Origin of the sequence: Paenibacillus sp. FSL H7-0737 (genome assembly GCF_000758545.1) — a bacterium.
In the GTDB taxonomy this organism is placed as follows: Bacteria; Bacillota; Bacilli; order Paenibacillales; family Paenibacillaceae; genus Paenibacillus_AQ.
Map to the genome: position 1 here is coordinate 6,627,968 of NZ_CP009279.1, position 22,019 is coordinate 6,649,986.

Annotated in this window: 21 protein-coding genes and 1 pseudogene; 11 read left to right on the top strand and 11 right to left on the bottom strand. The window is 42.1% G+C overall.

What is annotated here, in order from left to right:
* Positions 1-64: 64 nt before the first annotated feature.
* On the top strand, positions 65-955 hold the full coding sequence (locus H70737_RS28935; protein WP_042192909.1) for a diacylglycerol/lipid kinase family protein: 891 nt from the start codon (positions 65-67) through the stop codon (positions 953-955).
* Positions 956-1,057: 102 nt separating this feature from the next.
* Here the strand turns inward: H70737_RS28935 and H70737_RS28940 are convergent, their stop codons facing one another.
* From H70737_RS28940 to H70737_RS28950, 3 genes are all read right to left on the bottom strand, one after another.
* Positions 1,058-2,239 carry a multidrug effflux MFS transporter gene (locus H70737_RS28940; RefSeq protein ID WP_042192911.1) on the bottom strand — a complete coding sequence of 394 codons (1,182 nt, stop codon included), beginning with the start codon at positions 2,237-2,239 and terminating at the stop codon, positions 1,058-1,060.
* A gap of 239 nt (positions 2,240-2,478) precedes the next feature.
* Positions 2,479-3,015: a DUF2798 domain-containing protein gene (locus H70737_RS28945; protein WP_042192914.1), complete on the bottom strand. Its 537-nt coding sequence runs from the start codon at positions 3,013-3,015 to the stop codon at positions 2,479-2,481.
* On the bottom strand, positions 3,012-3,578 hold the full coding sequence (locus H70737_RS28950) for a TetR/AcrR family transcriptional regulator (protein ID WP_042192916.1): 567 nt from the start codon (positions 3,576-3,578) through the stop codon (positions 3,012-3,014). The genes H70737_RS28945 and H70737_RS28950 overlap by 4 nt, the downstream gene beginning before the upstream one ends.
* Before the next feature lie 413 nt (positions 3,579-3,991).
* Between H70737_RS28950 and H70737_RS28955 the strand changes: the two genes are divergently transcribed.
* Positions 3,992-4,393, top strand: a complete 402-nt coding sequence (locus H70737_RS28955; RefSeq protein ID WP_042192918.1) for a RidA family protein — start codon at positions 3,992-3,994, stop codon at positions 4,391-4,393.
* Between the two features lie 126 nt (positions 4,394-4,519).
* Here the strand turns inward: H70737_RS28955 and H70737_RS28960 are convergent, their stop codons facing one another.
* Positions 4,520-5,932, bottom strand: a complete 1,413-nt coding sequence (locus H70737_RS28960; RefSeq protein ID WP_042192920.1) for an alanine/glycine:cation symporter family protein — start codon at positions 5,930-5,932, stop codon at positions 4,520-4,522.
* A 226-nt stretch (positions 5,933-6,158) separates the two neighbouring features.
* Here H70737_RS28960 and H70737_RS28965 point away from each other — a divergent pair.
* The 4 genes and pseudogenes from H70737_RS28965 to H70737_RS28980 all read left to right on the top strand — a co-directional run.
* Positions 6,159-7,697, top strand: a pseudogene (locus H70737_RS28965) (catalase); the annotation flags it as partial.
* A gap of 140 nt (positions 7,698-7,837) precedes the next feature.
* The gene (locus tag H70737_RS28970; RefSeq protein WP_042192925.1) at positions 7,838-8,824 is read left to right on the top strand and encodes an SDR family NAD(P)-dependent oxidoreductase; all 987 of its coding nucleotides are present in this window, start codon (positions 7,838-7,840) and stop codon (positions 8,822-8,824) included.
* The gene (locus tag H70737_RS28975; protein WP_042192927.1) at positions 8,821-9,927 is read left to right on the top strand and encodes an undecaprenyldiphospho-muramoylpentapeptide beta-N-acetylglucosaminyltransferase; all 1,107 of its coding nucleotides are present in this window, start codon (positions 8,821-8,823) and stop codon (positions 9,925-9,927) included. Before H70737_RS28970 ends, H70737_RS28975 begins: the two co-directional genes overlap by 4 nt.
* A gap of 164 nt (positions 9,928-10,091) precedes the next feature.
* Positions 10,092-10,604, top strand: coding sequence for a DinB family protein (locus H70737_RS28980; protein ID WP_042192929.1), 513 nt, complete (start codon positions 10,092-10,094; stop codon positions 10,602-10,604).
* Between the two features lie 24 nt (positions 10,605-10,628).
* Here H70737_RS28980 and H70737_RS28985 read toward each other — a convergent pair whose 3' ends face one another.
* Positions 10,629-11,216 (bottom strand): NAD(P)H-dependent oxidoreductase, encoded by a 588-nt coding sequence (locus tag H70737_RS28985; RefSeq protein WP_042192931.1) that lies wholly within the window; start codon positions 11,214-11,216, stop codon positions 10,629-10,631.
* 121 nt (positions 11,217-11,337) lie between these two features.
* On the opposite strand from H70737_RS28985, the gene H70737_RS28990 reads away from it, so the two are divergent.
* A complete protein-coding gene (locus tag H70737_RS28990; RefSeq protein ID WP_042192933.1) occupies positions 11,338-11,775 on the top strand; it encodes a MarR family winged helix-turn-helix transcriptional regulator in 438 nt (145 codons plus the stop codon).
* A 115-nt stretch (positions 11,776-11,890) separates the two neighbouring features.
* Here H70737_RS28990 and H70737_RS28995 read toward each other — a convergent pair whose 3' ends face one another.
* The 6 genes from H70737_RS28995 to H70737_RS29020 all read right to left on the bottom strand — a co-directional run bounded on the left by H70737_RS28995 (position 11,891) and on the right by H70737_RS29020 (position 18,260).
* Positions 11,891-12,772 carry an SMI1/KNR4 family protein gene (locus tag H70737_RS28995; RefSeq protein ID WP_042192935.1) on the bottom strand — a complete coding sequence of 294 codons (882 nt, stop codon included), beginning with the start codon at positions 12,770-12,772 and terminating at the stop codon, positions 11,891-11,893.
* A 164-nt stretch (positions 12,773-12,936) separates the two neighbouring features.
* The gene (hprK, locus tag H70737_RS29000) at positions 12,937-13,848 is read right to left on the bottom strand and encodes an HPr(Ser) kinase/phosphatase (protein ID WP_042192937.1); all 912 of its coding nucleotides are present in this window, start codon (positions 13,846-13,848) and stop codon (positions 12,937-12,939) included.
* Between the two features lie 149 nt (positions 13,849-13,997).
* A complete protein-coding gene (locus H70737_RS29005; RefSeq protein WP_231573365.1) occupies positions 13,998-15,356 on the bottom strand; it encodes an ABC transporter substrate-binding protein in 1,359 nt (452 codons plus the stop codon).
* 15 nt (positions 15,357-15,371) lie between these two features.
* The gene (locus H70737_RS29010; protein WP_042192941.1) at positions 15,372-16,481 is read right to left on the bottom strand and encodes an efflux RND transporter periplasmic adaptor subunit; all 1,110 of its coding nucleotides are present in this window, start codon (positions 16,479-16,481) and stop codon (positions 15,372-15,374) included.
* A gap of 10 nt (positions 16,482-16,491) precedes the next feature.
* Positions 16,492-17,349 (bottom strand): carbohydrate ABC transporter permease, encoded by an 858-nt coding sequence (locus H70737_RS29015; RefSeq protein ID WP_042192943.1) that lies wholly within the window; start codon positions 17,347-17,349, stop codon positions 16,492-16,494.
* A 14-nt stretch (positions 17,350-17,363) separates the two neighbouring features.
* Positions 17,364-18,260, bottom strand: coding sequence for a carbohydrate ABC transporter permease (locus H70737_RS29020; protein ID WP_042192945.1), 897 nt, complete (start codon positions 18,258-18,260; stop codon positions 17,364-17,366).
* A 146-nt stretch (positions 18,261-18,406) separates the two neighbouring features.
* Between H70737_RS29020 and H70737_RS29025 the strand changes: the two genes are divergently transcribed.
* The 4 genes from H70737_RS29025 (at position 18,407) to H70737_RS29040 (ending at position 21,982) form a co-directional block, all read left to right on the top strand.
* Complete coding sequence (locus H70737_RS29025) at positions 18,407-19,117, top strand: response regulator transcription factor (protein WP_042192946.1); 711 nt, start codon at positions 18,407-18,409, stop codon at positions 19,115-19,117.
* 1 nt (position 19,118) lies between these two features.
* A complete protein-coding gene (locus H70737_RS29030) occupies positions 19,119-20,510 on the top strand; it encodes a sensor histidine kinase (protein WP_042192949.1) in 1,392 nt (463 codons plus the stop codon).
* A 148-nt stretch (positions 20,511-20,658) separates the two neighbouring features.
* On the top strand, positions 20,659-21,249 hold the full coding sequence (locus H70737_RS29035) for a DUF1989 domain-containing protein (protein ID WP_042192952.1): 591 nt from the start codon (positions 20,659-20,661) through the stop codon (positions 21,247-21,249).
* A 106-nt stretch (positions 21,250-21,355) separates the two neighbouring features.
* Positions 21,356-21,982 carry a LysE family transporter gene (locus H70737_RS29040; protein ID WP_042192954.1) on the top strand — a complete coding sequence of 209 codons (627 nt, stop codon included), beginning with the start codon at positions 21,356-21,358 and terminating at the stop codon, positions 21,980-21,982.
* Positions 21,983-22,019: the final 37 nt, after the last annotated feature.

A 22,019-nucleotide genomic window follows, 5' to 3' on the forward strand; every position in this document is an offset into this window, starting at 1 on the left:
TGCTATACCACTTTGGGGTAATCATCTAATAGGCTATTAGATTGAACAAGAGAGGATAATCCCTATGCGGCAAGCTATGATTATTATTAACCCCTCATCTGGTAAAGAAGAAGCTGGCGAATATGCCAGATATGCAGAAAGAGTTCTAGCTGATCAAGGCTACTTGGTTACGATTAAGGAGACGGCAAAAGAACTAGATGCAACTCGTTATTGTATCACTGCCTGTGAGGAGTGTTACGATCTAGTCGTCTCCATTGGCGGGGATGGCACGCTTCACGAGACTATTAATGGTCTCATGAATCAGAAACAACACCCAAAGTTAGGTGTAGTCCCTTTAGGAACGGTTAATGATTTTGCCCGCGCGTTACAGATTCCGCTGAATCCCGAAATAGCCATTCAAACCCTTGCTTCTTCTAACGTAAAGACAGTGGATGTTGGTTGCTTGAATGACCGCTTATTTGGCAACGTTGTTGCAGTAGGTTCAATCGCCGGATCTTTATCCTCCGTTTCAATCGAAGAGAAAACTAAGCTCGGCTCATTTGCATATTTGAAAGAAGGCCTAAAACAACTTACAAGCACCTCCCCCCACCCTCTTGTCATTCATTATGACGAGAAGACATGGCAAGGCGATTCCCCGCTTTTTCTCGCCGTGTTAACCAACTCCGTTGGCGGATTCGAGAATCTGATACCTGATGCTGAGGTTGACGATGGTCTGCTTCACTGTTTTATTATTCAAGACCTCAGTATACTCAATACCATTACAGCCAGTATTTCTTTACTACTTGGCAGCCTTAAGGATCATAAAGACGTTGTCTATTTCACGGCCCAAAATGTGACTGTGAGCTCTCCAGAAGCCGTAAGAACCAATGTGGATGGTGAAGAAGGTCCGATTTTACCAATTACGCTAAGTGTTCTCCCTCGTCATATCCAAGTCATTGTGCCGGAAGTGGACTAACAAATAAAAAGCAGTCCGGAACTCAAAAAGTTCCAGACTGCCATTCATTTATGGAGACCCCGTTCCATATCTCCTTCTAATCAAATAACTAAGAAGTAAATTCTATTCCGCTACAATAAACTTTTTACTTAATAACCACATTCCGCCGCTAATCCCTAAGAAATAGATGGGCATCGTCAGTAATGAACCATTATGCAGGGCGCTCATTCCCCATGTCGCCAAACTAACTAATAAGTAATATCCCAAACTGAAGATCGCACCTGCTGTACCCACAACATCCTGAAAATTGACAAGCGCAAGACTTAGACAGTTAGGTAAAGCGATACCGGCCCCCATTAACATGACAAAAAGGGTTATTAGAATGCATACCATCAACATCATATTCGGCAACGAGGTAAGGCTGCTTACGATTGTTAATAGCAAAGCCCCACTGGTCATCACTAAACAGCCGATGTGAATTATTTTTTCTGCGGCATAGAGACTCAATAATCTCTTGGACATCATTGCTCCCACTATCGATGCCAAAGCCACAACAATGCCTAGAAAACCATATACTCCCGGTGAAATGTTAAAGTGTTCAATAAATATAAAGGGTGCTTCCGCATAGTAGCTAAATAAAACTCCATTGATGCCCCCGATCAGTAACCCAAACACTAGTACACGTGGCAATGAGAGCATTCTTTTAACGATAGGTAGAATAGCCACCTTTTTTCTCACGGAAACATCAGTCGTTTCTGGCAGCTTCCAAAAAGCATACACAAATAACAACACACTCATCATCACTAATGTAAAGAAAACCGCTCGAAAACCAAAAGCTTGATCCACCCATCCGCCAATAAGCGGCCCTACTGCTGGAGTAAAAGCGATCACCGCCGAGATTTGGGCAAACATGGCATGCCGCTTATTCCCGGATACACTCTCCCGAAGAATGGTTTGCGTAATGATAGAGCCAGTTGCTGCTCCAAATGCTTGAATGAAACGGCTGACCAGAAGTAGAGTAATGGATTCCGAGTAAAAGCACATCAAGCTTCCAATACCATATACAATGAGGCCACCTAGCATGGCAGGTCTCCGTCCGATGAAATCAGAGAGCCAACCCCAACACAAAACACCTAAAGCAAATCCGATAAAATATATACTTAATGTTAACTGTACAGAACTATTAGAGACCCCAAGTGCTACCGCAATATCCGGCAACGATGGAGTGTAGATCGTCTCACTAATTTGCGGAAAAGCCACAAGAACAATCATTAGCAGTAAAGATGGTGCTGCATATTTTTTCATATTAAATTCGCCCTCCTACAAGCTTATATCCTCGAACAGCAACAAGAATATGAGCCTAGCTAGGGAAATGGGGGCATCATTATGGCAAGACGACTATAGATCATCATGTTCAATATTACCTTTCATTGTTAAGTTTTCTTTGTTATATAGGAGGGTTTCAATGATTCAACTAAAATATCATTATATACGGTAATAGAAAAGCTCTCAAACGAAATGCTTCGCCTGAGAGCATAGTTATGTTATGAGTTTTGTTCCGATAATCCATTTACAGTTATACCAGCGGCGCTGGACTTCTTTTTATCCTGAGAAGCATGTAGCTTTACCATCACAAATCGTGCAAAAGGTTGGATCACTATACTTTCAGCGATCAGTACAATTAGGAAATTTCTTGGCCAATTCGCTAAGAAGTGATTAAACGTTTCAGAACTCAATCCGTTTCCGATGATGTCTCCAATAAAGGTCATCACAAATGACATTCCTAGTACGGTGAAAAGAATACGAAACAGAATTTTGGCGTTGAAGCTATCGCTAGGTTGTGTGAATTTAGCTGTCAGCTTTTCTGCGATACGCCCAATAACAACAGGCTCTAAAATCATAACAATGACCCAAATGATCGGAAATACCTTAAGGATCGATAAGGCAACTTCTCCATTGAATTCTCCAACCGCTAAAATGATATTTAATGAAGACATAAACAGAACGGTTAGTGTGCAAATAATTGCACCGTATAATGCGCCCTCTTTGCCGTTTCTCGGTAATCTTGTTTCTAGATTCATGATGTTCTTCCTTTCAAAATTGTCGGTAATAGTTTCGCAATAGTCTTTAAAGGTGCGGTAGATCGCTGCGTTTGACACAGCATGATCGCACCCTCAATCGAGGTTGTCATCAATAAAGCAATATCAGAAGCTAGTTCATTCGAGAAGCCTTCAGTTGCAAGCTTCGTGTAGTAAATAGCCTGAATGTTCTCATAAAGTGAGTTACATGCTTGGCGGACAGGCTCACTGACCGTAGCCATTTCACTGACAATACTGCTAAATGTATAGCCTGTAAGCTTGCCCTCGGTTTCCAAGTTGTGAATTAACTTATTAAGCATGAATTGCGTGGCCTCTTGCGTAGAAGAATGCTTTTTGAAAATGTCCTCCATATCTATTGTGATTGCTTCCTTTAGGCTCTTTAGACAAGCAATTAATAGCTCTTCTTTTCCATTTGGAAAATGATGATAGAGCGCTCCTTTGGTAACATCACAAGCTTTTAAAATTTCACTAACGCCTACACTCTTGTAACCTTTTTGTTGAAAAAGGAGTGTCGCCTTCTCAATCATTAGTGATTTTGTATCCATAATTACGTATTCCCCCTAACATACCAACCGGTCTGTTTGTAATTATAACAACATAATATCCGTTAATGTAAGTGTTTTTTGCTTTTTTTCAAAAAAAGCATTGAAGTTTTCATAAAATACAGCAAAAAAAAGATCCTTGTCATGTTGTGCCGGAGGAGGCAAAGTTGCCGTCCCACATGGATTAATGTTATCATTCTGATGAAGTTATCTTACTTTAAATATGAAGGAGGAATACCTAATGAAAAAGAGATCCCTAAAATATTTATCTTTTGGTATTGGGTATTCTACTGCTGTTTTTTTCTAGAATTAATGATTGATAGGATAAGTCTGTCAAAAATTAAAACTAAAAAACAGTGGAGATATATAACCTAGCTATCGTTATGTATCTTCTATTTAAAGGAGACTTCATAAAAATGAACTTAAATAATCATGTGATCACAAGATATAATCCAGAAAATATTGCGAAACCCGTTGGTAACTACAGTCATGTAACAAAAATAAGCAGAAACGCTGAAATGTATGTATTTTCTGGTCAAATTGGAATCGATCAAAACAATAATATCCCTACAGATTTTAATCAACAAGTAACAAATACGATGAGTAATATTGTGGAAGTCCTCTCTTCTCAAAAGTTGAGTCCCGATAACGTAATCAAAATCAACATTTGGGCCACAGAAGAAATCGATTGGGATCATTTCTATGGAATTTGGAATAAAGTATTCGGGATGACACCTCCTTCAATGACCATTGCTTATGTTAAAGGATTAGGTTTACCTGAATTGAAAATTGAATTAGATGTTTGGGCTGCAGGATAAACTATATTAAGCAGGACTAATTTAAAATACTGTACGCAAAACGAGCCTTAGAAGCAATTCTAAAGGCTCGTTTTTGTAATCTGACAGCAAAAAGAGCTCAGTCTCCTGAGCCCTTCAAATACATTTCTATCTTTTTATATCTGAAGAATTGCCCCAACCTTCAACGTTCTCGAGCCCCGGAATGCTGTCTTTATAGAAAACAGGATCCTTCCCTTCACGTTTCTGCTTTTTATAATCCTTCAAGGCGGCAAAGGCCACTTTAGATAATAGCAGGATGGCAATCAAATTCACGATAACCATGAAGCCCATAAATAAGTCGGCCAAATCCCATACCAATTGAACCTTTGCTACGGAACCAAAAATAATCATTGCCAAAACACTGTATCTATAGAATAGTAATACCTTTTTGTTGGAATTCAAAAATTCTATATTAGTTTCACCGTAATAATAATTTCCAATTAACGTGCTGAAAGCAAACAAAAAAATCATAATCGCTAGTGATCCGGATGCCCACGAACCAATATGCTCGCTTAATGCAGCTTGTGTCAGCTTGATTCCGTCCAGCCCTGGCTGCTTATAGGCATCAGATAACAAGATAATGAACGCCGTACTCGAACAAATAAGTAACGTATCTGTGAGTACGCCTAGCGCTTGCATTAGCCCTTGCTTCACCGGATGACTCGTGGTTGCCGTTGCCGCAGCATTAGGTGCACTACCCATACCCGCTTCGTTAGAGAACAAACCACGCTTCACGCCCTGCAAAATTACTGCACCAAGAGAGCCACCAGCGACTTGTTCAAATCCGAAGGCACTTTTCACAATGAGTGCGAAAACTCCTGGGAGTTCTGTAATATTAATCATCATAATAATAAGAGCAGCCCCAATGTAGATTCCTGCCATTACCACTACAATATATTCGGACATTCTTGCGATACGCTTAACACCGCCAAAGATAACCAGCGCAAAGGCAGCAGCCATTACAAGCCCAAGAATGGCCCGATTGGTGCCAAATGAATTCTCAAAGGCCACTGTGACCGTATTCGATTGGACCGCGTTAAATACAAGCCCGAAGGATAATGTAATCAGAACCGCGAATATCGCACCCATCCAGCGCTTGTTCAGGCCTTTCTCCATATAATAGGCAGGCCCACCGCGAAATCCGGTCTTATCCTTCACTTTATATACCTGTGCCAAAGTGCTTTCTATAAAACCGGACGCTGATCCAATAATGGCAATCACCCACATCCAGAAAATAGCCCCTGGACCACCTATGGCAATAGCAATTGCGATTCCCGTTATATTACCTGTCCCTACCCTCGCCGCCATACTAATGCAGAAGGCCTGGAAGGATGAAATACTATCTTTTGACCTTTCATTGGATCCTTTAAGAACCCGAAACATTTCTTTGAACATACCAAACTGTACAAATTTCGATCTTACGGTGAAATAAAGTCCACAAGCAATAAGAAGGATCACCAATATTTTCGACCACAAAAAATCATTTGTTACGCTAATCATACTATCTAAAAATTGTTGCATGTAATTCCGCCTCTCCATTCTGTCGATACCAAGTTGCTAAGCTTATAACACATAGTATTTTCAAATATAACAGTCATTATTTCAAATGCCAATAAAAATTGTAACTTTCATAACATCTCTTGTCAGTGGATTTCGCATACTTTTCAGAATTATGGTAGAAAATACTATTCATATCTGAAGAGAGGTGGAGCTTTGTCATATGGATAAGGAAAAAGAAGATATGATTTTAACGGATCGACAGGGACATCCCATTACAGATAATCAAAATATACGAACGGTAGGAAATCGCGGGCCCTCGACGCTCGAAAACTACCACTTTATCGAGAAAATATCTCATTTTGATCGAGAGCGTATTCCGGAACGTGTTGTGCATGCTAGGGGTGCAGGAGCCCACGGGTATTTTGAAGCTTATGGAAAAGTAGGCGATGAACCCGTCTCGAAGTATACGCGTGCTAAGCTTTTTCAAGAAGCAGGCAAAAAAACACCTGTATTCGTAAGGTTTTCAACAGTGGTTCATGGCGTGTACTCTCCGGAGACCTTTCGTGATCCACGTGGCTTCGCCACAAAGTTCTATACAGAGGATGGCAACTGGGACTTGGTCGGCAACAATCTGAAGATTTTCTTTATCCGTGATCCGCTGAAATTTCCCGACATGGTGCATGCTTTCAAGCCAGATCCCGTGACCAATCTGCAAAACCCAGAGCGGATGTTTGATTTCGTATCGAACTCTCCTGAAGCTACTCATATGATTACATTCCTGTTCTCTCCTTGGGGGATTCCAGCCAACTATCGGCAGATGCAGGGGTCTGGAGTTAATACCTATAAATGGGTGAATGAAAACGGCGAAGCTGTCTTAATCAAATACCATTGGGAGCCGCTGAAACATGGCATTAAGAATCTAACTCAGCAAGCCGCTGAGGATATACAAGCCAAAAACGTCAGCCATGCTACGCAGGATCTATATGAGGCTATTGCGCGCAAGGATTACCCTGAATGGGAGCTTTGTTTGCAAATCCTGAGTGACGATGAGCATCCTGAGCTCGATTTTGATCCACTCGATCCTACTAAGCTTTGGGATCATGAACGTTTTCCATTTTTACCTGTAGGGAAGATGGTTCTGGATCGAAACCCAGACAATTATTTTGCCGAGGTCGAACAGGTCGCTTTCGGGACTGGAGTTCTGGTAGACGGTCTTGATTTCTCGGATGACAAGTTGCTGCAAGGCCGGACGTTCTCCTATTCGGATACCCAGCGGCACCGGGTGGGCGCCAACTACATTCAATTACCGATCAACGCTCCAAAGACAAGGGTAGCAACGAATCAGCGGGATGGGCAAATGACTTATCATGTGGATAAGGCGCCTGAGCAAAACCCACATGTGAATTACGAACCTTCCTCGCTTGGCGGGTTAAAGGAGGCAGCCCCTTCTGGCAAAGACCATCAACCGATGTATAATGACAGACTAGTTCGCGAGAAAATCAATCGTACAAATGACTTCGGGCAAGCTGGAGATACCTATCGCAAGTTCGAGGATTGGGAACGGGATGAATTGATTCATAACCTGGTCGATGCACTGAAAATATGTGCGCCTGTAATTCAAAATAATATGATCGAACACTTCACAAAAGCTGATCCAGACTACGGTCGTCGAGTGGCTGAAGGTCTTGCTCAAGCCAAAGCCGACCACAAACATCTAGGTACTTCAGATAATCGAGAAGGCGCGGAAATTGCGGAGCAATCCGGTAAACAAACCGATGGCTATTAGAAGTTAAATGAAGGGTTAAGGGACCTGTTATAAGGGTTCTTTAACCTTTTTTTGATTTTAAGAGCTTTCACTTTGCCATATTCACGTAACATATGAACACTATGATTATTGTGTAGCTAAGATCATAGGAGGAACAAACCGTGCAAAATACAACCATATTAATTACCGGTGGAACCGGATCTTGGGGACGACAACTCGTGAAACGGTTATTGGAAAGAGACCCAAAAGAAATCAGAATATTTTCCCGCAATGAGTCACTTCAAGTAGAACTACAACAGGAATATCATCATAATCCCAAACTAACGTTCATCATCGGTGATATACGTGATAAGCAAGAACTGATGCAAGCTTGCCATCAGGTAGATTATATCTATCATTTAGCGGCCTTGAAGCATGTCCCGATCTGCGAACAACAACCAGACAGTGCGATGAAGACTAACGTACTCGGAACTCAGCATGTGATTCAAGCCGCTATTAAACATGGCGTAAAAAAAGTAGTCTATGTTTCAACCGATAAAGCAGCGCAACCATCGAGCACCTACGGAATGACAAAATCACTCGGTGAAAAGCTAATGGTCCATGCCAATCTCAGACAAACCAAAACTCAGTTTGTATGTGTGAGAAGTGGCAATGTACTTGGCTCAACGGGTAGCGTGGTGCCTATTTTCAAACAAAGTATTGTGGATGGAGTAGACATTTCCCTTACAGATGCTAGAATGACTCGTTTTTTCTTAACCATAGATGATGCAATTACCCTACTCCTTAAAGCAACAGAAGAAAGCAGAGGTGGAGAAGTCTTTGTGACCAAAATGCCTGCTTGCAGCATTAAGGATCTTGCCCAAGTCTTAATTGACGACTTATCAACTAGCACGATCCAAATCAAGGAAACGGGGATACGTCCCGGTGAAAGCTTAAGTGAGGCCCTAATTTCGGAATTCGAGAGCGCCTCATCTATACATCTGGATGATCACTATTATGTGATTCTTCCTCCTTTTCCTATAGAAGGTTTACAGGAAGCTTATGCCTCTTGCCCGCCTGTGGACTTCCAGAGCTATGATTCCAATCATGTGTTGATGAGCAAACCTGCGATAAAAGAAATGTTACAACAAGGTGGGTTTCTAGCATGAGTACCTCGATCGTATTTACAGGTGGAGGCTCCGCAGGCCATGTATCAGGGAACCTGGTGTTGATTCCTAACTGTCTAGCTGAGGATTGGGACGTTCATTATATAGGCTCCGAACACGGGATTGAGCGTAAGCTTTTGTCTGACTACAAGGAGGAGGTAACCTACCATCCCATTTCCACAGGGAAATTGAGACGCTACTTCGATTGGAAGAATGTAACTGATGTATTCAAAATCATGAAGGGCATCTTTCAATCTTACCGACTCCTACGAACCATCAAACCTGGTGTGATTTTTTCTAAAGGTGGATTTGTTTCTGTACCCGTCGTGATTGGAGCCAAACTCAACAAAGTGCCCATCATTATTTATGAACCAGACTTAAATCTTGGACTAGCTAATAAAATCTCACTTCCGTTTGCCACTCATCTGTGTACAAATTTTCTGGATACTGTAACCAAATCTGCTTCTCTCAAGGCCGTTCATGTGGGACCGCTCTTGAAGGAGCAATTCAAATTAGCTGATAAACAACGCGGTTTTGCCTTTTGCGGATTTACCTCTGTTAAGCCTGTTCTTCTCATTATGGGAGGAAGCCAAGGGGCACATAGCATTAACCAAATGGTGAACAATGTACTCGCTGAGTTGATAGACAAATTTCAAGTGGTTCATATTTGCGGGGAGGGAAAGGTTAATTATCACCTCTCAATGTCAGGCTACAAATCGTATGAATTCATTACAAGCTGTGAGCTGCCGCATTTATTAGCTATGGCGGATGTTGTCGTATCTCGTGCAGGCTCAAACTCTATGATGGAGCTTCTTACTATGCAAAAGCCAATGTTATTAATTCCTCACACGAATGGTGGGAGCCGCTCTGGTCAACTTGCCCAAGCGGAGTATTTTCAACAAACTGGACTCGCTGAAATGTTACTTGAAGAAGAGATGACCACTCAAAGCTTTGTTCATTCGATAATGAAGGTATACAAGAACCGCTCTACTTACAAAGATAAAATGAAACCTTATGAGAATGGCAGAGGAGCCTTTAAGGTAATGAACTTAATCAAACAAGTAAGCGGCGAGGATTTAACAATGATCAAGGCAGGTACGGTTTAGATGGGAATGAAGCTAGTGAATTGGTTACTCCTCTGCTTTATCGCTGTCGTCTGTATTTTGGTTTACTTTGGACAAAGGATCCTATAATAAACATCTCTAAATTGTACCGAACATTTTTGGAATGGGTATAATTAAAGCATCTATAATCTTAGGGGGAGAAACTCATGGAGAAACATCCGACGTTAGAAATGTATGACTACAATGTATGGGCTAATCAAACGATCATCCATCGCTTAAAGGAGTTGCCTAAAGACATTTATCATAAGGATATCCAGAGCGGTTTTTCTTCGGTAGCGAAGGTTGTGACGCATATTTATGTCGTGGAGAACATTTGGTTTGACTTGATTGTAGGGCGAACTAGGAATGAAGCTAAAGCATCAGCTGCCCAATTAGAGCCCTTGTTAGCAATAAAAGATATTGAAGAAATGGATGCCCTCTATCGTGAGCTAACCAGCAAAAACAAAATGGTGTTGGCTAGTCAAATAGATAAGGACCCCACCGTTGTGTTAGATCATCCAACGATGGGATCACTTGAGACATCCATTTCCGGTGCTATCTTCCACGTAGTAAACCATGGCAGCTATCACCGTGGGAATATCGGGACTATGCTGCGACAAATGGACCATACCTCAGTGCTGCAGGATTATGTTGCCTATCTTTATAACGAGTCCAAATAATCATCGATCCGTTATCTTTGAGAATTAATTAGCCACAGCTTTGAAATATTGATAGACCTGATTTAGCTTTTTGTCATGTTTACCTTTTGGACTCTCCATATTCCCAAACTCGAAAAACTTCACTTTTTTCATACCGCAATATTGAAATAATGCTTTTCTCATCAGTACCTTATGGGAATTGTTTAACCAATATAAAGGATAAAGGGTTGGCCCCTTCATGCTGGAAATACAAACCACGGACTTCCCTTTCAGCAGCCCTTCGGGGATAAGGCCGCCCTTTTCTCTATAAGCAAAATTAGAGGCAAACATTTGATCAATATACCCGAGCAGCATGGCTGGAGGCCGGCCCCACCAGATCGGATACACAAACACAATTTTGTCTGCCTGACGAATCTGCTCACGATACTTCTCAAACTTGGGATCGATATGCATGTCTCTTCTACGTTTATTTTCGTTAAAGACCAGCACCGGATCAAATTGCTCTTCATATAGATCAAGCACCTCGATGTTCGTGATCTTTCGATTTTCATTACTTCCTTGAATGACTTTATTGAGAAAAGCATAACTTAAACTTTTATGATTCGGATGAGTATAGATGACTAAAACATTCATTGGTCCACCTCTTTAATTATCATTTGATAACAAAATCGTATCACAATCTTTATTTAGTTGTCAAATGATAATTGTATTATGATAATTATTTTGTTAAAGTTTACACTAAGAGGTGATCGTTATGGACAAAGAAGCGTTTTTTCATAAATTAGTGACCTTTACGACGGCAGTCCATGAAGTAACATTCGATTTAACCAAAGATGTTAGACCGGAAGGTATTACGCCCGTTCAATATAGTATTCTGGAGTATATTGCGGTCAGCCAGCCTGTTACCCTCAGTCAAATTAGTGATTGTAAGAATATCTCTATGCCGAACACGAGCCGTGAGCTCAAGAAATTAACAGAAAAGAATCTTTGTGAAAAGCTGGATGTCGCAGAAGATCGGCGTAAGCAAATGATTCGGTTGTCTGACGCTGGACAAGCGATGATGAACAAAGCTTTTGAACAGATCGGCGAACGTTTCCTGGACCGGATCAAGGATTCTTCTACTGAAGAACTGGAAGAAATCAACCGAGCACTCGATGTGCTTCAGTCCAAGGTGTTTAATAGCGACAATTGAGCAGATTAAAAAACAGAGCAGCTGCCTCCATTATAGGAGAACCGCTGCTCTGTTTTTTTCGATCGTTTATTTGGCTGATTTATCAGCCCCACATTCAGCTAAATCGCCGAATCCACTATTTCACCAGTCCACCGATAAAGGACTCAAAATTGTCAGCCAAGCGTGTGATCTTGTATTTGTTATCTCGATCTACATGGATAACCTCGGGTTCGCCATCATTTCCAAACTCGCGGTAATCCAGCATGATTACTTCATTCTCAGAAGGACAATCACAAATCACCACACCAACCTCAGGATAACGTCCATTTTCAATCACAGTCCGGCTGCCTGAAGCTCCACACAGCGACTTATTCTTATCTCGTCCAATTCCAAGGATCCCTGAAATCGTAATAAATTCTTCTGTTCCCGGAATTGGGTACCGAGTGTTATGAGGAATTCCCCCATTATGTAGCTTCATCATTTCAACGTAGTATTTTGGCAGCTTAAAAACCAGCTCTTCTTCTACTGAAGCAATCAATGCATCTGTAGGCGATTCAGAGATATATTCTGAGAACGCATACTCGCTGTCATCCCAAAAGTTGGTGGTGTCGATCGCTACTACAGGCTTCTTAGCAGGTTTATTCACAGGCTTTTTCGTAGCTTTCTTAGCCAATTTTCGTTTGATCCATCCCAAAAACTCCAAGGTGTCCTCATCATCAGGCTCTAGCTCGTCTGCAATTGTAAATGCTTTTAAAGCTTCGTCGTACCGCTTCAGATAATAATAGGAAACTCCGATACGGTAATGCCAAAGCGGGTCACCTTCACCCTCTTCTTCAATGCTCAAATACTGCTCTAAAGCTTCTTCATATTGCCCGAGATTATTAAGCGCTCTGCCCAAATGACTAGTTAGAACATAATCTCTTTCCTCTTCAGGAATTTCCGTTATTGCATCCACGATTTCTTGAAATTCATCCTCTTCATGCCAAGTATCCAATTTTCCCAATAGCTCATCACTCATCATTAATACCTCCTAGTAACGATCACTCAAAATACCTATTAGAAATTATACCATTTATAGCCTATGCCCAGCCAATCACGCATCAAAGGCGAAATTTAGTTAAAAAAACAGACCACATAGCTCTTCTGCGGTCTGTTACGTATACACAAATTCATGAGCACCCCTCACTGCTTGTTTTCAATCCTCTGCATAAACTCTTCAACGGCGCTATAGCCAAGCTGCTTCAGATACCAGTTGTTGGCGGCAGCTTCAATTAGGCCGGCTACGTCACGGCCGGGCTGAAGCTGGATTTCAATATGCGGAATTTGGACACCGAGATAGTCTGTGAACTTCGGCTCCAGTTCGAGCTCATTATTCAAGGAATTTTCTCGCCAAGGAGACAACTCGATGTCGAGTACAATTCGCGTCTCATCCTGAAAAGCTCTACGCCCGTACTGGCGTACAACATTGATCAGACCAATACTGCGCAGCGCTAGGAATTCGCGGGTCGTCTCGTTATGTGTGCCGAGAAGCGTCGCCGGTCCCAGCTTCTTCAGCACCACGATATCATCCGCCACAAATCGATGACCTCTTCTAATAAGCGTATGCGCGGTTTCGCTTTTTCCAATCCCTGACTTGCCCCTGAGTAGGACACCTATACCAGACACGTTTACACATACTCCATGAATTGAAAGCTCTGGCGCCAGCGCCTTCACCAGATAGGTATCAATCTTTGCGATGATCTCTGTCGTCGTCTCCTGCGTCCGAAGCAACGGGATGCCCTCTTCTTCGCAGAATAGAGTTAAATAAGGAATCTCCTGCTGACCTGTCGTCACAATAAAGCATGGTGGATGATACTTGACGATATTACCAATATGTAACTTGCGCTCTTCAACGCTTAGGGTTAACAGATAATTGATTTCCTTGCAGCCCAATACTTGTACCCGCTTCGTTGGGAAAAAATCAAAGTAACCCACGAACTCCAGACCAGGTCTATGCGCCTTTGAACGAGTGATTTCACGATCCATGCAGCTAGCACCTGCAAGCACTTCCAGCTTAAACGTCTCTGTAAGGCTTTGAACGGTAGTCGATTTCAATGCTGTTCCCTCCTGTGGCTGCGTATCTCGAATACGCAATACGGTTAACGGGATATATTCAACGACAAATGGGATGATTCCTGCAAAATAAACAAAAGGCGTTCAATCACCGTTAAATGATTGAGCGCCTCTCGATTAGAACGTTCTATTTACTCGTTAATGTAAGTGTTGACTCGATTTTGAATCAGCTTGCTGACGTCTTCAGCGGATTTCTGACCACTCATATATGAATCAAATTCTTCAATTGCAATTGAAACGACCTTATGATCACTAGATAAATTCCTACTTGCTCCATCTAGAAGCTGATGTAATTCTTGGATTTTACTTTCTACAGTCTCAGCATCAAACTTCTGTTCTAGAAGAGGTAGTGTTCCCGCTACTGCCTGCTGCTTAGCATCATTAAGCTGTTTCTCCACAACTCCCTTATGCATCGCAAACCCTTGTACGACTGATGAAGATTGCATTTCCTCGGAAAGCATGAACTTAATAAAGTTCCAAGCTTCCTCTTGAACCTTAGATTTGCTGTTAATACCTAAAGTGAAATATGACTTAAATGAAGTTCCACTATATTTTCCATTTACTGTTGGCTTTTGATATAGTTTAAGCTTTGGATCAAGGACTTGGGACAGGCCTCCTATTGGATCGAAAAGGTTAGCATTGTTGAACAAGGTTTTGGTATAGTCGTACGTAAAATCATTACTAAGTACGCCCTCATCATACATCGATTTGATTTGCTTCATCATATCTCGAAACAGATCGGAATCGAAATTCGCTTGACCTTGATCAATGAGCTTATCATAATTAGCTTCTATATACTCCGCTAACATTTGAATCGGGAATAGATTAACAAATGCGAAATAATCCTCACCAACTTTTCCCTTAAGCTTCTTGGAAATATCTTTAAACTCATCCCATGTCCATGTCTGATCATCGATTTTAATGTTAGCTTGTTCTAACAACTCTGTATTCCCAGTTAGCGCGTCGATGACAAATGAGAATGGCATTGCATACAAACCATTACCATCTTGGGAGCCCTCAAAAATATTCTGATAGTACTGATTTCGATCAAAGTCAGCATCCTTATCCATCAGATCATAGAAATTAGTCAGCATGTTCTTGGCGACATATTTGTCCTGTGGTAGATCGTTCATTACGATCATGTCCGCCCCTTTGCCAGACATCATCTGTGTGCTCACTGTTTGTATATACTTCTCAACATCGCCCTTTGAGAATGCTTCTCCTGATTGACTCATTCCATCTTCATTCGTTTGAGGTCTGGCTAGATACTCTTTGATTTCAATTTGTAAATCTGGGCGAATTTTTTTATATTGCTTAACCGCCTCATCTAAATAAGGAGTTACCGCCATGGTCGCAATCTCAATCTTATTGCCATTCTGGCCTGATTGTTCATTAGTTGATCCTTCTGTACCTGATCCCACGCTGCTGCTAGAGCATCCCGATAATACGACTATCATTGCTAATAAGGACAAAACCCATCTTCTTTTCAAATTCATTCATTCCCTTCAATATACTCGGATTCGATTACCTTCCTGAAGTGGTTCACTTGATTCAATAATGATCTCATCATCAGGACTTAAGCCGCTCACAGCTACAATCTCATCCTCGGTTGAATCACCCGTTACAATATAAGCCTTGCGTGCATTAAACGTATTGCCGAGTGAGCTTTTCTTCTCCTCAATTACAAAGACATAGCTCCCTGTTGTATCTTTATGAACCCATTTCTTTGGTAACACATAACCTTTTTCATTTGACTCCTTCTTTATATCCAGACTGACTTGTTCGCCGCCTTTAATACCATCATCGGAGACAGAAACGACAACCTGATAACTGGATTTATCGGATGAATCTTCTTCACTGCTCTCTTGGGATGCAGCTTTAATCTCTTCAATTACACCGTTAACCAGTGTATTGTCTTTCTGCAATCGAACAGAAACCTTAGATCCAATCTCGAATAATGCCGTATTATCCGACTCGACAGCAAATGAAAATTCGAAGCCCTTACCACTATCCATTAAGGTCAGGATTGTCCCCCCTTGTGAAGCATTCATACTATCCTCTGCTGTAATCTTTGTGACTTTTCCATCAAAGGGGGCAGTCAGTGTCTGTTTATCCGCTTTATCTTTGCGCAGCTTATTCATCTTTCTTTGCGCCAGTTCAAGATCCATACTATCCAGTTCAAGAGCTCGCTCTGCCTTGGCAATCACTTGCTCATCACCACCTATCAATGCATTGAGCATATCCTCCTCGAGAATCTCCCGATTTAGCTTTTGTTTCTTAAGCGCCGTTTCCTCTTGATAGATCTGTTCATCCAGATCAGAGCTATCAAATGTCACGAGCTTTTGCCCCTTCTTAACCTCAGCATTCTCTTTTACATGAACCTTCACAATTTTAGAGCCAGTCTCATTCAACAAATCCACCTGCTTCCGAGGTGTTAAGACTCCACTCCCTTTAACCTGATGAACTAATGATTTCGAGGTAAGTTTCTCCGTAACTACTTTGGGCAGCGTCATCGTTTCGAGTGTGCTGCTAAAGAAAGTCAAACCAGCCAATATCGCAAAAAATAATACAAACAAAGCAGCCGTTAATCGTTGTCGCTTAGATGTGCTTGTCATCTCATTTCCCCTATCCTTTAATTCCAGAAAGCTCTATGCCCTCAATAAAATACCGTTCCGCCAAAAGAAACAAGAGAATCATAGGCATCATATACAAGACCGCAGCCGCAAAGGATACCCCAAGCGCATCTTCCTGCAGGCGAGATAGAAAAATGGACAAGGGCTGTAAATTGGCATCCTGCAGAAAGATCAGGGGCTGCTCCACCATATTCCAGTAATCTGCAAACAGCAGAACAATTAGCGCTGCCATGCCGGGTTTCACCATAGGCAAGACAATCCTGATAAAGGATCGGAAGTAACCTGCCCCATCCATTTGGGCTGCTTCCATATATGCCGTTGGAATTTGGAGCATAAATTGTCTGAGCAGGAACACACCAAACGCCGCAAATATCCCTGGTAAAATAATGGAGCTTGGACTATTAATCAGCCCTAGCCGATCGGACATGATATAGTTCGGCACAAGCGTGACCTGGAACGGCATGAGCATCGTGATCAGATACACAATAAATAAGGGCTCTCTGCCAGGAAATCGCAGCTTAGCAAATGCAAATGCCGCTAATGTTGCCACCACGACCTGGCCTATAATGATTGGAAACACCATAAATACAGAGTTCCAGAACATACGAAGAAATTGCGAGGTTGAAATAAGCACCTTATAAAATTGCTCCAGCGAAACCCAATCTGGAATCAGCTTCAAATTCACAAAATCGTTCATCTGTGTATTACCTAACATGCCGTAATTCAGCATAATTTCCTTCTCCGTCATTAAGGAGCTTACCATTGTGAGCACAACCGGAAATAGCATTACCAGCGCGATTACGGCTAAGATAATAGTAAGTAGCAGTGTTCTTATCTGTTTCTTGTTCATCTACACCCCTCCCTTTACTCCATAAATGAACGGAACTTATGTTCAACTCGGAAGAGCATCAACACAATGACTAAAATACAGAGCACCATTAAGAAAGCTGCAGCCGACAGCTTCTGAATATCGAGCGATAAGAACATATTGTTCATATAGTGCTGGAGCATATAGATACTGTCATGAGGATAGTCACCCGCAACTAAATAAATTTCCCGAAATACCTTGAATGAGTTCAGAATCGACATCAGCATCACTAAAAATCCTGTCGGTATTAAATAAATCAAGGTGATCTGGTGCTTACGAGCCCAGCTTGCACCTTCCAGGTTTGCTATCTCATAATATTGATCTGGGATATTTTGCAGTCCAGCCAAGAATAGAACCACATTATAGCCAATGTTTTTCCATACATAGATAAAAATAATGACCCCTTGCGCCCACTCTGATTTCATCCAATCGATCCGCTCAATTCCAATCCACTCTAATGCATGATTGAAAAAACCATTCCAGTCGAATAGGATCTGCCATACGAGCACAATTGACGCTACTGGAACAACCAGTGGCAGTACATATGAGGTACGCAGCCAATTCCGAAGATAGACTCGTTTGTTAAGCAGCATGGCAAGAGCAAGTGACAACAGAATAAGGATCGGAACACCAATTATTGTGAACCAGAGTGTATTCCCTGCCGCCTTTTGAAAGGACGAGCTAGCTAATAGGCTCTGATAATTGGCAAACGATAACCCTGCCTCACCACTTGGATTCTCAAATGAAAATACAACACTTTGACCAAACGGAATCAAATAAAATAGCGCAAACCCGATCAAACTCGGAGCAAGAAAGCAGAACGCCACAAGAATCTCCTTGCGAGCCAAATATGAAATTCTCACAGCCTCAACCTCCTTTCGAGCTTGTTCCATACAAGCAACATGTTTACCGTACAAATAACTATTCTATAGATCAGCTTCGGTATTAATTTGGAGCAATTGTGGAAAAAGTATGGAAAAGCCCGCTTGAAAGGACAACTTTGTTAGAATAATAGATGTATTGGTCAGGAGGTCTGTTGATGAAGAACTATCAAATCGCAATCGTTGAAGATGATTGTCATATAAGAGATATCGTTGAGAATTATTTACAGAAGGAAGGCTATAGCACCCTATCGTTAGGTTCAGCAGAAGAAGCGCTCATGTTATGGAACACAGAGCGCCCGGATATGTGGATTCTAGACATCATGCTTCCAGGTATGAATGGCTATGAATTCTGCAAACAAATTCGCAAGGAAGCCGAAGTTCCTATTATTATGATCTCTGCTCGTGATGAGGAAGTAGATAAGATACTTGGACTTGAGCTTGGAAGCGATGATTATTTAACTAAGCCTTTCAGCCCACGTGAGCTGGTCGCACGAGTAAATCGTTTATTCCATCGGCTTAACTCCCTTACAGAAAGATCAGAACAGAGTATAGTCTCTTCTAAATCAAACGACCTCATCATCGAGGAGCTTCGTCTAGTATTAGATAGTCGTCTGGTTTACTGGAGGTCTAAAGAAATTGAAATGACGGTGAAGGAATTTTCATTGCTTCATACCTTAGCAGCGCAACCGAATCGTGCTTTTTCGCGCAATGAGTTGTTAACATTAGTGTGGGGGGATGACTATTTCGGCAGCGATCGAGCGATTGATGATTTGGTCAAAAGACTTCGTCGTAAAATGGAAGACCTGCCTCTTGAAACCGTTTGGGGCTATGGTTATCGAATGCGCGTGGATGGAGTGAAGACATAACATGAAACTAATCTATAAGCTTCATTTATCATTTGGAATATTACTGGTGTGTGTACTCGTGCTTACAGCTACATTCGTATATCCTTTTCTATTAGACACGCTAATCAATAATCAAAGAGAAGAGCTAAGATCACAAGGCAGTGCAATGATGGAGTTGGTCAATTCGCTACCTGTTCAAGACCTAACACCTACTCAATCATCAGCAGCAGCTATCGTACAGCCGGCACAAGAAATTAATAGATCCGTCGATGCGTTACTCATAGAGCCGAATCGTAATATATTATTTAGTACAATGACTGAAGCGCAGACACAGACATGGCTACCGCTCATTGAACAGCACTCAAGTCACAATCAACAGGGCTTATGGGAAGATGGACAGGAGAAATATATTGTTGAGACCTTAACTTCTAATCCACAGAATCTTGATCCAACTAGTGCTGTAACCGCAGCCACCCTTGTCTTGTCTACACCGCTAAGCAAAGTAAAATCATATCAATCAGAGCTTTTTACAAGAATGATGTTCATTATGGTGATTGGGGGCACTATTGCCTTTGGCCTAAGTTTATTTATTACCAAACGTCTCGTTACTCCTCTAGAGAAATTAAAGCTTGAGCTCAAAAAAGTTGAAAAACGCCAATTCGATGAGGTGCAGCTCATTCAAACTGGCGGGGAAATTGGTGAGGTAGCCCTAAGTGTCCATCATCTCGCAGGAGAACTTAAACAATACCATCATGCTCAAAGACAATTTTTCCAGAATGCTTCTCATGAACTTAAGACCCCACTAATGACGATTCAAGGTTATGCAGAGGGAATACGAGATGGTATTTTCACCGGGGATCGTGCTGACAATGGTCTTGATGTCATCTCAAGTGAATGTGAACGACTTAAGGGAATTGTTACAGAGATGATCTTGTTAGCCAAGCTTGAAAGTGAAGATGGTATTTTTGATCAAGAAGAAGTGTCAGTAGAACAATTAATCGATAAAACCGCCGATCGAATACGTCCATTAGCTATAAATGAGAGAGTTGACATCAAAGTAAAGTACGAAGTGGATAACCCGAGAAAGCTTCATATTCATGGAGATTCGGAAAAACTATTACAAGCGGTACTAAATATTATGAGCAATGCGATCAGACATGCATCACAAGCCGTGGATATAGAAATTTCGGAGCAGGATGGACAAGTGCAGATCGATGTCATTGATGATGGTCAAGGTATTCCTGATCAATTACTGCCTCAGCTATTTCAGCGTTTTATTAAAGGTAAGAATGGAGAAACGGGACTTGGACTCGCCATTTCACGTGCAATTGTTGAACGGTGCGACGGTACTATATCCGCTCATAACGGAGAGCAGGGTGGAGCTATCTTTCGAATGAGTTTTCCTTCAAAATAAATGTCATTCTGATCCTCAAAGACTGTCATCGAATCGAACACGAACTCTTTCTATGATGCCGCCAGACAGCTCTATACTTTGTATGACTTTTTTGGCGAAGAGCCATACTAACCCTCACAGACTATGACTATCCCGAAGGAGAGTACTGATGAGCGAACAACAATGGCTGATTCCAGCAACTAAGGGATTGGGCTTCAAGTTGGACAAAGGGCAGATCGTCCGGGTAACCGATGTAGAAGGAGAGCAGGTAGCAGACTTCGCTGCTTATAACGCCGTTCGCCCTAATGAACGGATTGACCCTGGTGTGACGATAGATGCTCTAGGCAAGATGAATGTGCTTCCGGGGGACATCCTCTATTCCAACCAATACAGACCACTGCTTACGATTATTAAGGATACTGTGGGCCGCCATGATTTCATTAACTCTGCCTGCCGTCCCGAGATGTATGAGGTGCTGTATAACAAAAAGAATCACGACAGCTGCTACAATAACCTGAATGAGGCGCTGGAGGAGTTTGGCCTGCCCGCTCCCGATCAGCATTATCCGTTTAATCTTTTTATGAATACTGTCATTGATCCTTCTGGAAAAGTCAGCGTGGAGCGACCGCTTTCTAAAGCCGGGGATTATATTGAGTTGCGGGCTGAGATGGATCTGATCATTGCCATATCGGCTTGTCCCTGCTCCGAAAGTGTCTGCAACGGGTATAAATGTACACCGATTGCCGTGGAGATCCTTTAGGGTATGTCGCAAAGAGGTTCGTGCCAAAAGGCTCGTCTTCTAACTTACCAACTTCTTGAATAGAATGACTTGTACAAGTTAACATCTCATTCAAGGAGCGATGACCATGAATAGCTTTTTCACCTATATAGTACTCGGCATTTCATTATCTGCACCTATTGGTCCCATCAATGCAGCCCAGCTCGACCGGGGAGCACGGATGGGATTTTTCCAATCCTGGATGATTGGACTGGGAGCCATGTGTGCGGATTTAGTGTATATGCTACTCATTTACTTTGGACTAGCCCACTTTCTGAATACCCCGTTTATGAAAACCTTCCTGTGGACATTCGGCAGCTTCGTTCTCCTTTATACCGGAATTGACACCTTAAAAAATATCAATGCCGTGCCTGGATCCGCCTCACGAGGTGCACAGACCGGCACTAGCGCCTTCCGTTCAGGCTTTTTGATGGCACTAATGAACCCACTCAGCATTCTGTTCTGGTTAGGTATCTACGGCTCCATTCTGGCCAAAAGCATAGAAAATCAACATTTCGATCAGGTGCTGTGGAACAGCATGGGTATTTTTGTCGGCATCCTACTCTGGGATGTGGTGATGGCGATGCTGTCTAGCTTCTTTCATCGGTTCACCGGCCCTTCTATGCTCCGGTTCATTTCCCTTGCCGCGGGGATTTGCCTTCTTGGTTTTGGCATCTACTTCGGTTCTCAGGCATTTATACAGTTGTTTGGCTAATATGTTTAACAAGCAAGAGCTTTTCTAGGCCTTCACC

Excerpts from the sequence above, each read along its gene's own strand:
- H70737_RS29020 (WP_042192945.1), bottom strand. The coding sequence starts at position 18,260 with ATGGAACAAGCTCGAAAGGAGGTTGAGGCTGTGAGAATTTCATATTTG.
- H70737_RS29040 (WP_042192954.1), top strand. The coding sequence starts at position 21,356 with ATGAATAGCTTTTTCACCTATATAGTACTCGGCATTTCATTATCTGCA.
- H70737_RS29030 (WP_042192949.1), top strand. The coding sequence starts at position 19,119 with ATGAAACTAATCTATAAGCTTCATTTATCATTTGGAATATTACTGGTG.
- H70737_RS28955 (WP_042192918.1), top strand. The coding sequence starts at position 3,992 with ATGAACTTAAATAATCATGTGATCACAAGATATAATCCAGAAAATATT.
- H70737_RS28975 (WP_042192927.1), top strand. The coding sequence starts at position 8,821 with ATGAGTACCTCGATCGTATTTACAGGTGGAGGCTCCGCAGGCCATGTA.
- H70737_RS28935 (WP_042192909.1), top strand. The coding sequence starts at position 65 with ATGCGGCAAGCTATGATTATTATTAACCCCTCATCTGGTAAAGAAGAA.
- H70737_RS28980 (WP_042192929.1), top strand. The coding sequence starts at position 10,092 with ATGGAGAAACATCCGACGTTAGAAATGTATGACTACAATGTATGGGCT.
- H70737_RS28985 (WP_042192931.1), bottom strand. The coding sequence starts at position 11,216 with ATGAATGTTTTAGTCATCTATACTCATCCGAATCATAAAAGTTTAAGT.
- H70737_RS28940 (WP_042192911.1), bottom strand. The coding sequence starts at position 2,239 with ATGAAAAAATATGCAGCACCATCTTTACTGCTAATGATTGTTCTTGTG.
- H70737_RS29025 (WP_042192946.1), top strand. The coding sequence starts at position 18,407 with ATGAAGAACTATCAAATCGCAATCGTTGAAGATGATTGTCATATAAGA.
- H70737_RS29015 (WP_042192943.1), bottom strand. The coding sequence starts at position 17,349 with ATGAACAAGAAACAGATAAGAACACTGCTACTTACTATTATCTTAGCC.
- H70737_RS29035 (WP_042192952.1), top strand. The coding sequence starts at position 20,659 with ATGAGCGAACAACAATGGCTGATTCCAGCAACTAAGGGATTGGGCTTC.
- H70737_RS28950 (WP_042192916.1), bottom strand. The coding sequence starts at position 3,578 with ATGGATACAAAATCACTAATGATTGAGAAGGCGACACTCCTTTTTCAA.
- H70737_RS28995 (WP_042192935.1), bottom strand. The coding sequence starts at position 12,772 with ATGAGTGATGAGCTATTGGGAAAATTGGATACTTGGCATGAAGAGGAT.
- H70737_RS28945 (WP_042192914.1), bottom strand. The coding sequence starts at position 3,015 with ATGAATCTAGAAACAAGATTACCGAGAAACGGCAAAGAGGGCGCATTA.
- H70737_RS29010 (WP_042192941.1), bottom strand. The coding sequence starts at position 16,481 with ATGACAAGCACATCTAAGCGACAACGATTAACGGCTGCTTTGTTTGTA.
- H70737_RS28960 (WP_042192920.1), bottom strand. The coding sequence starts at position 5,932 with ATGCAACAATTTTTAGATAGTATGATTAGCGTAACAAATGATTTTTTG.
- H70737_RS28990 (WP_042192933.1), top strand. The coding sequence starts at position 11,338 with ATGGACAAAGAAGCGTTTTTTCATAAATTAGTGACCTTTACGACGGCA.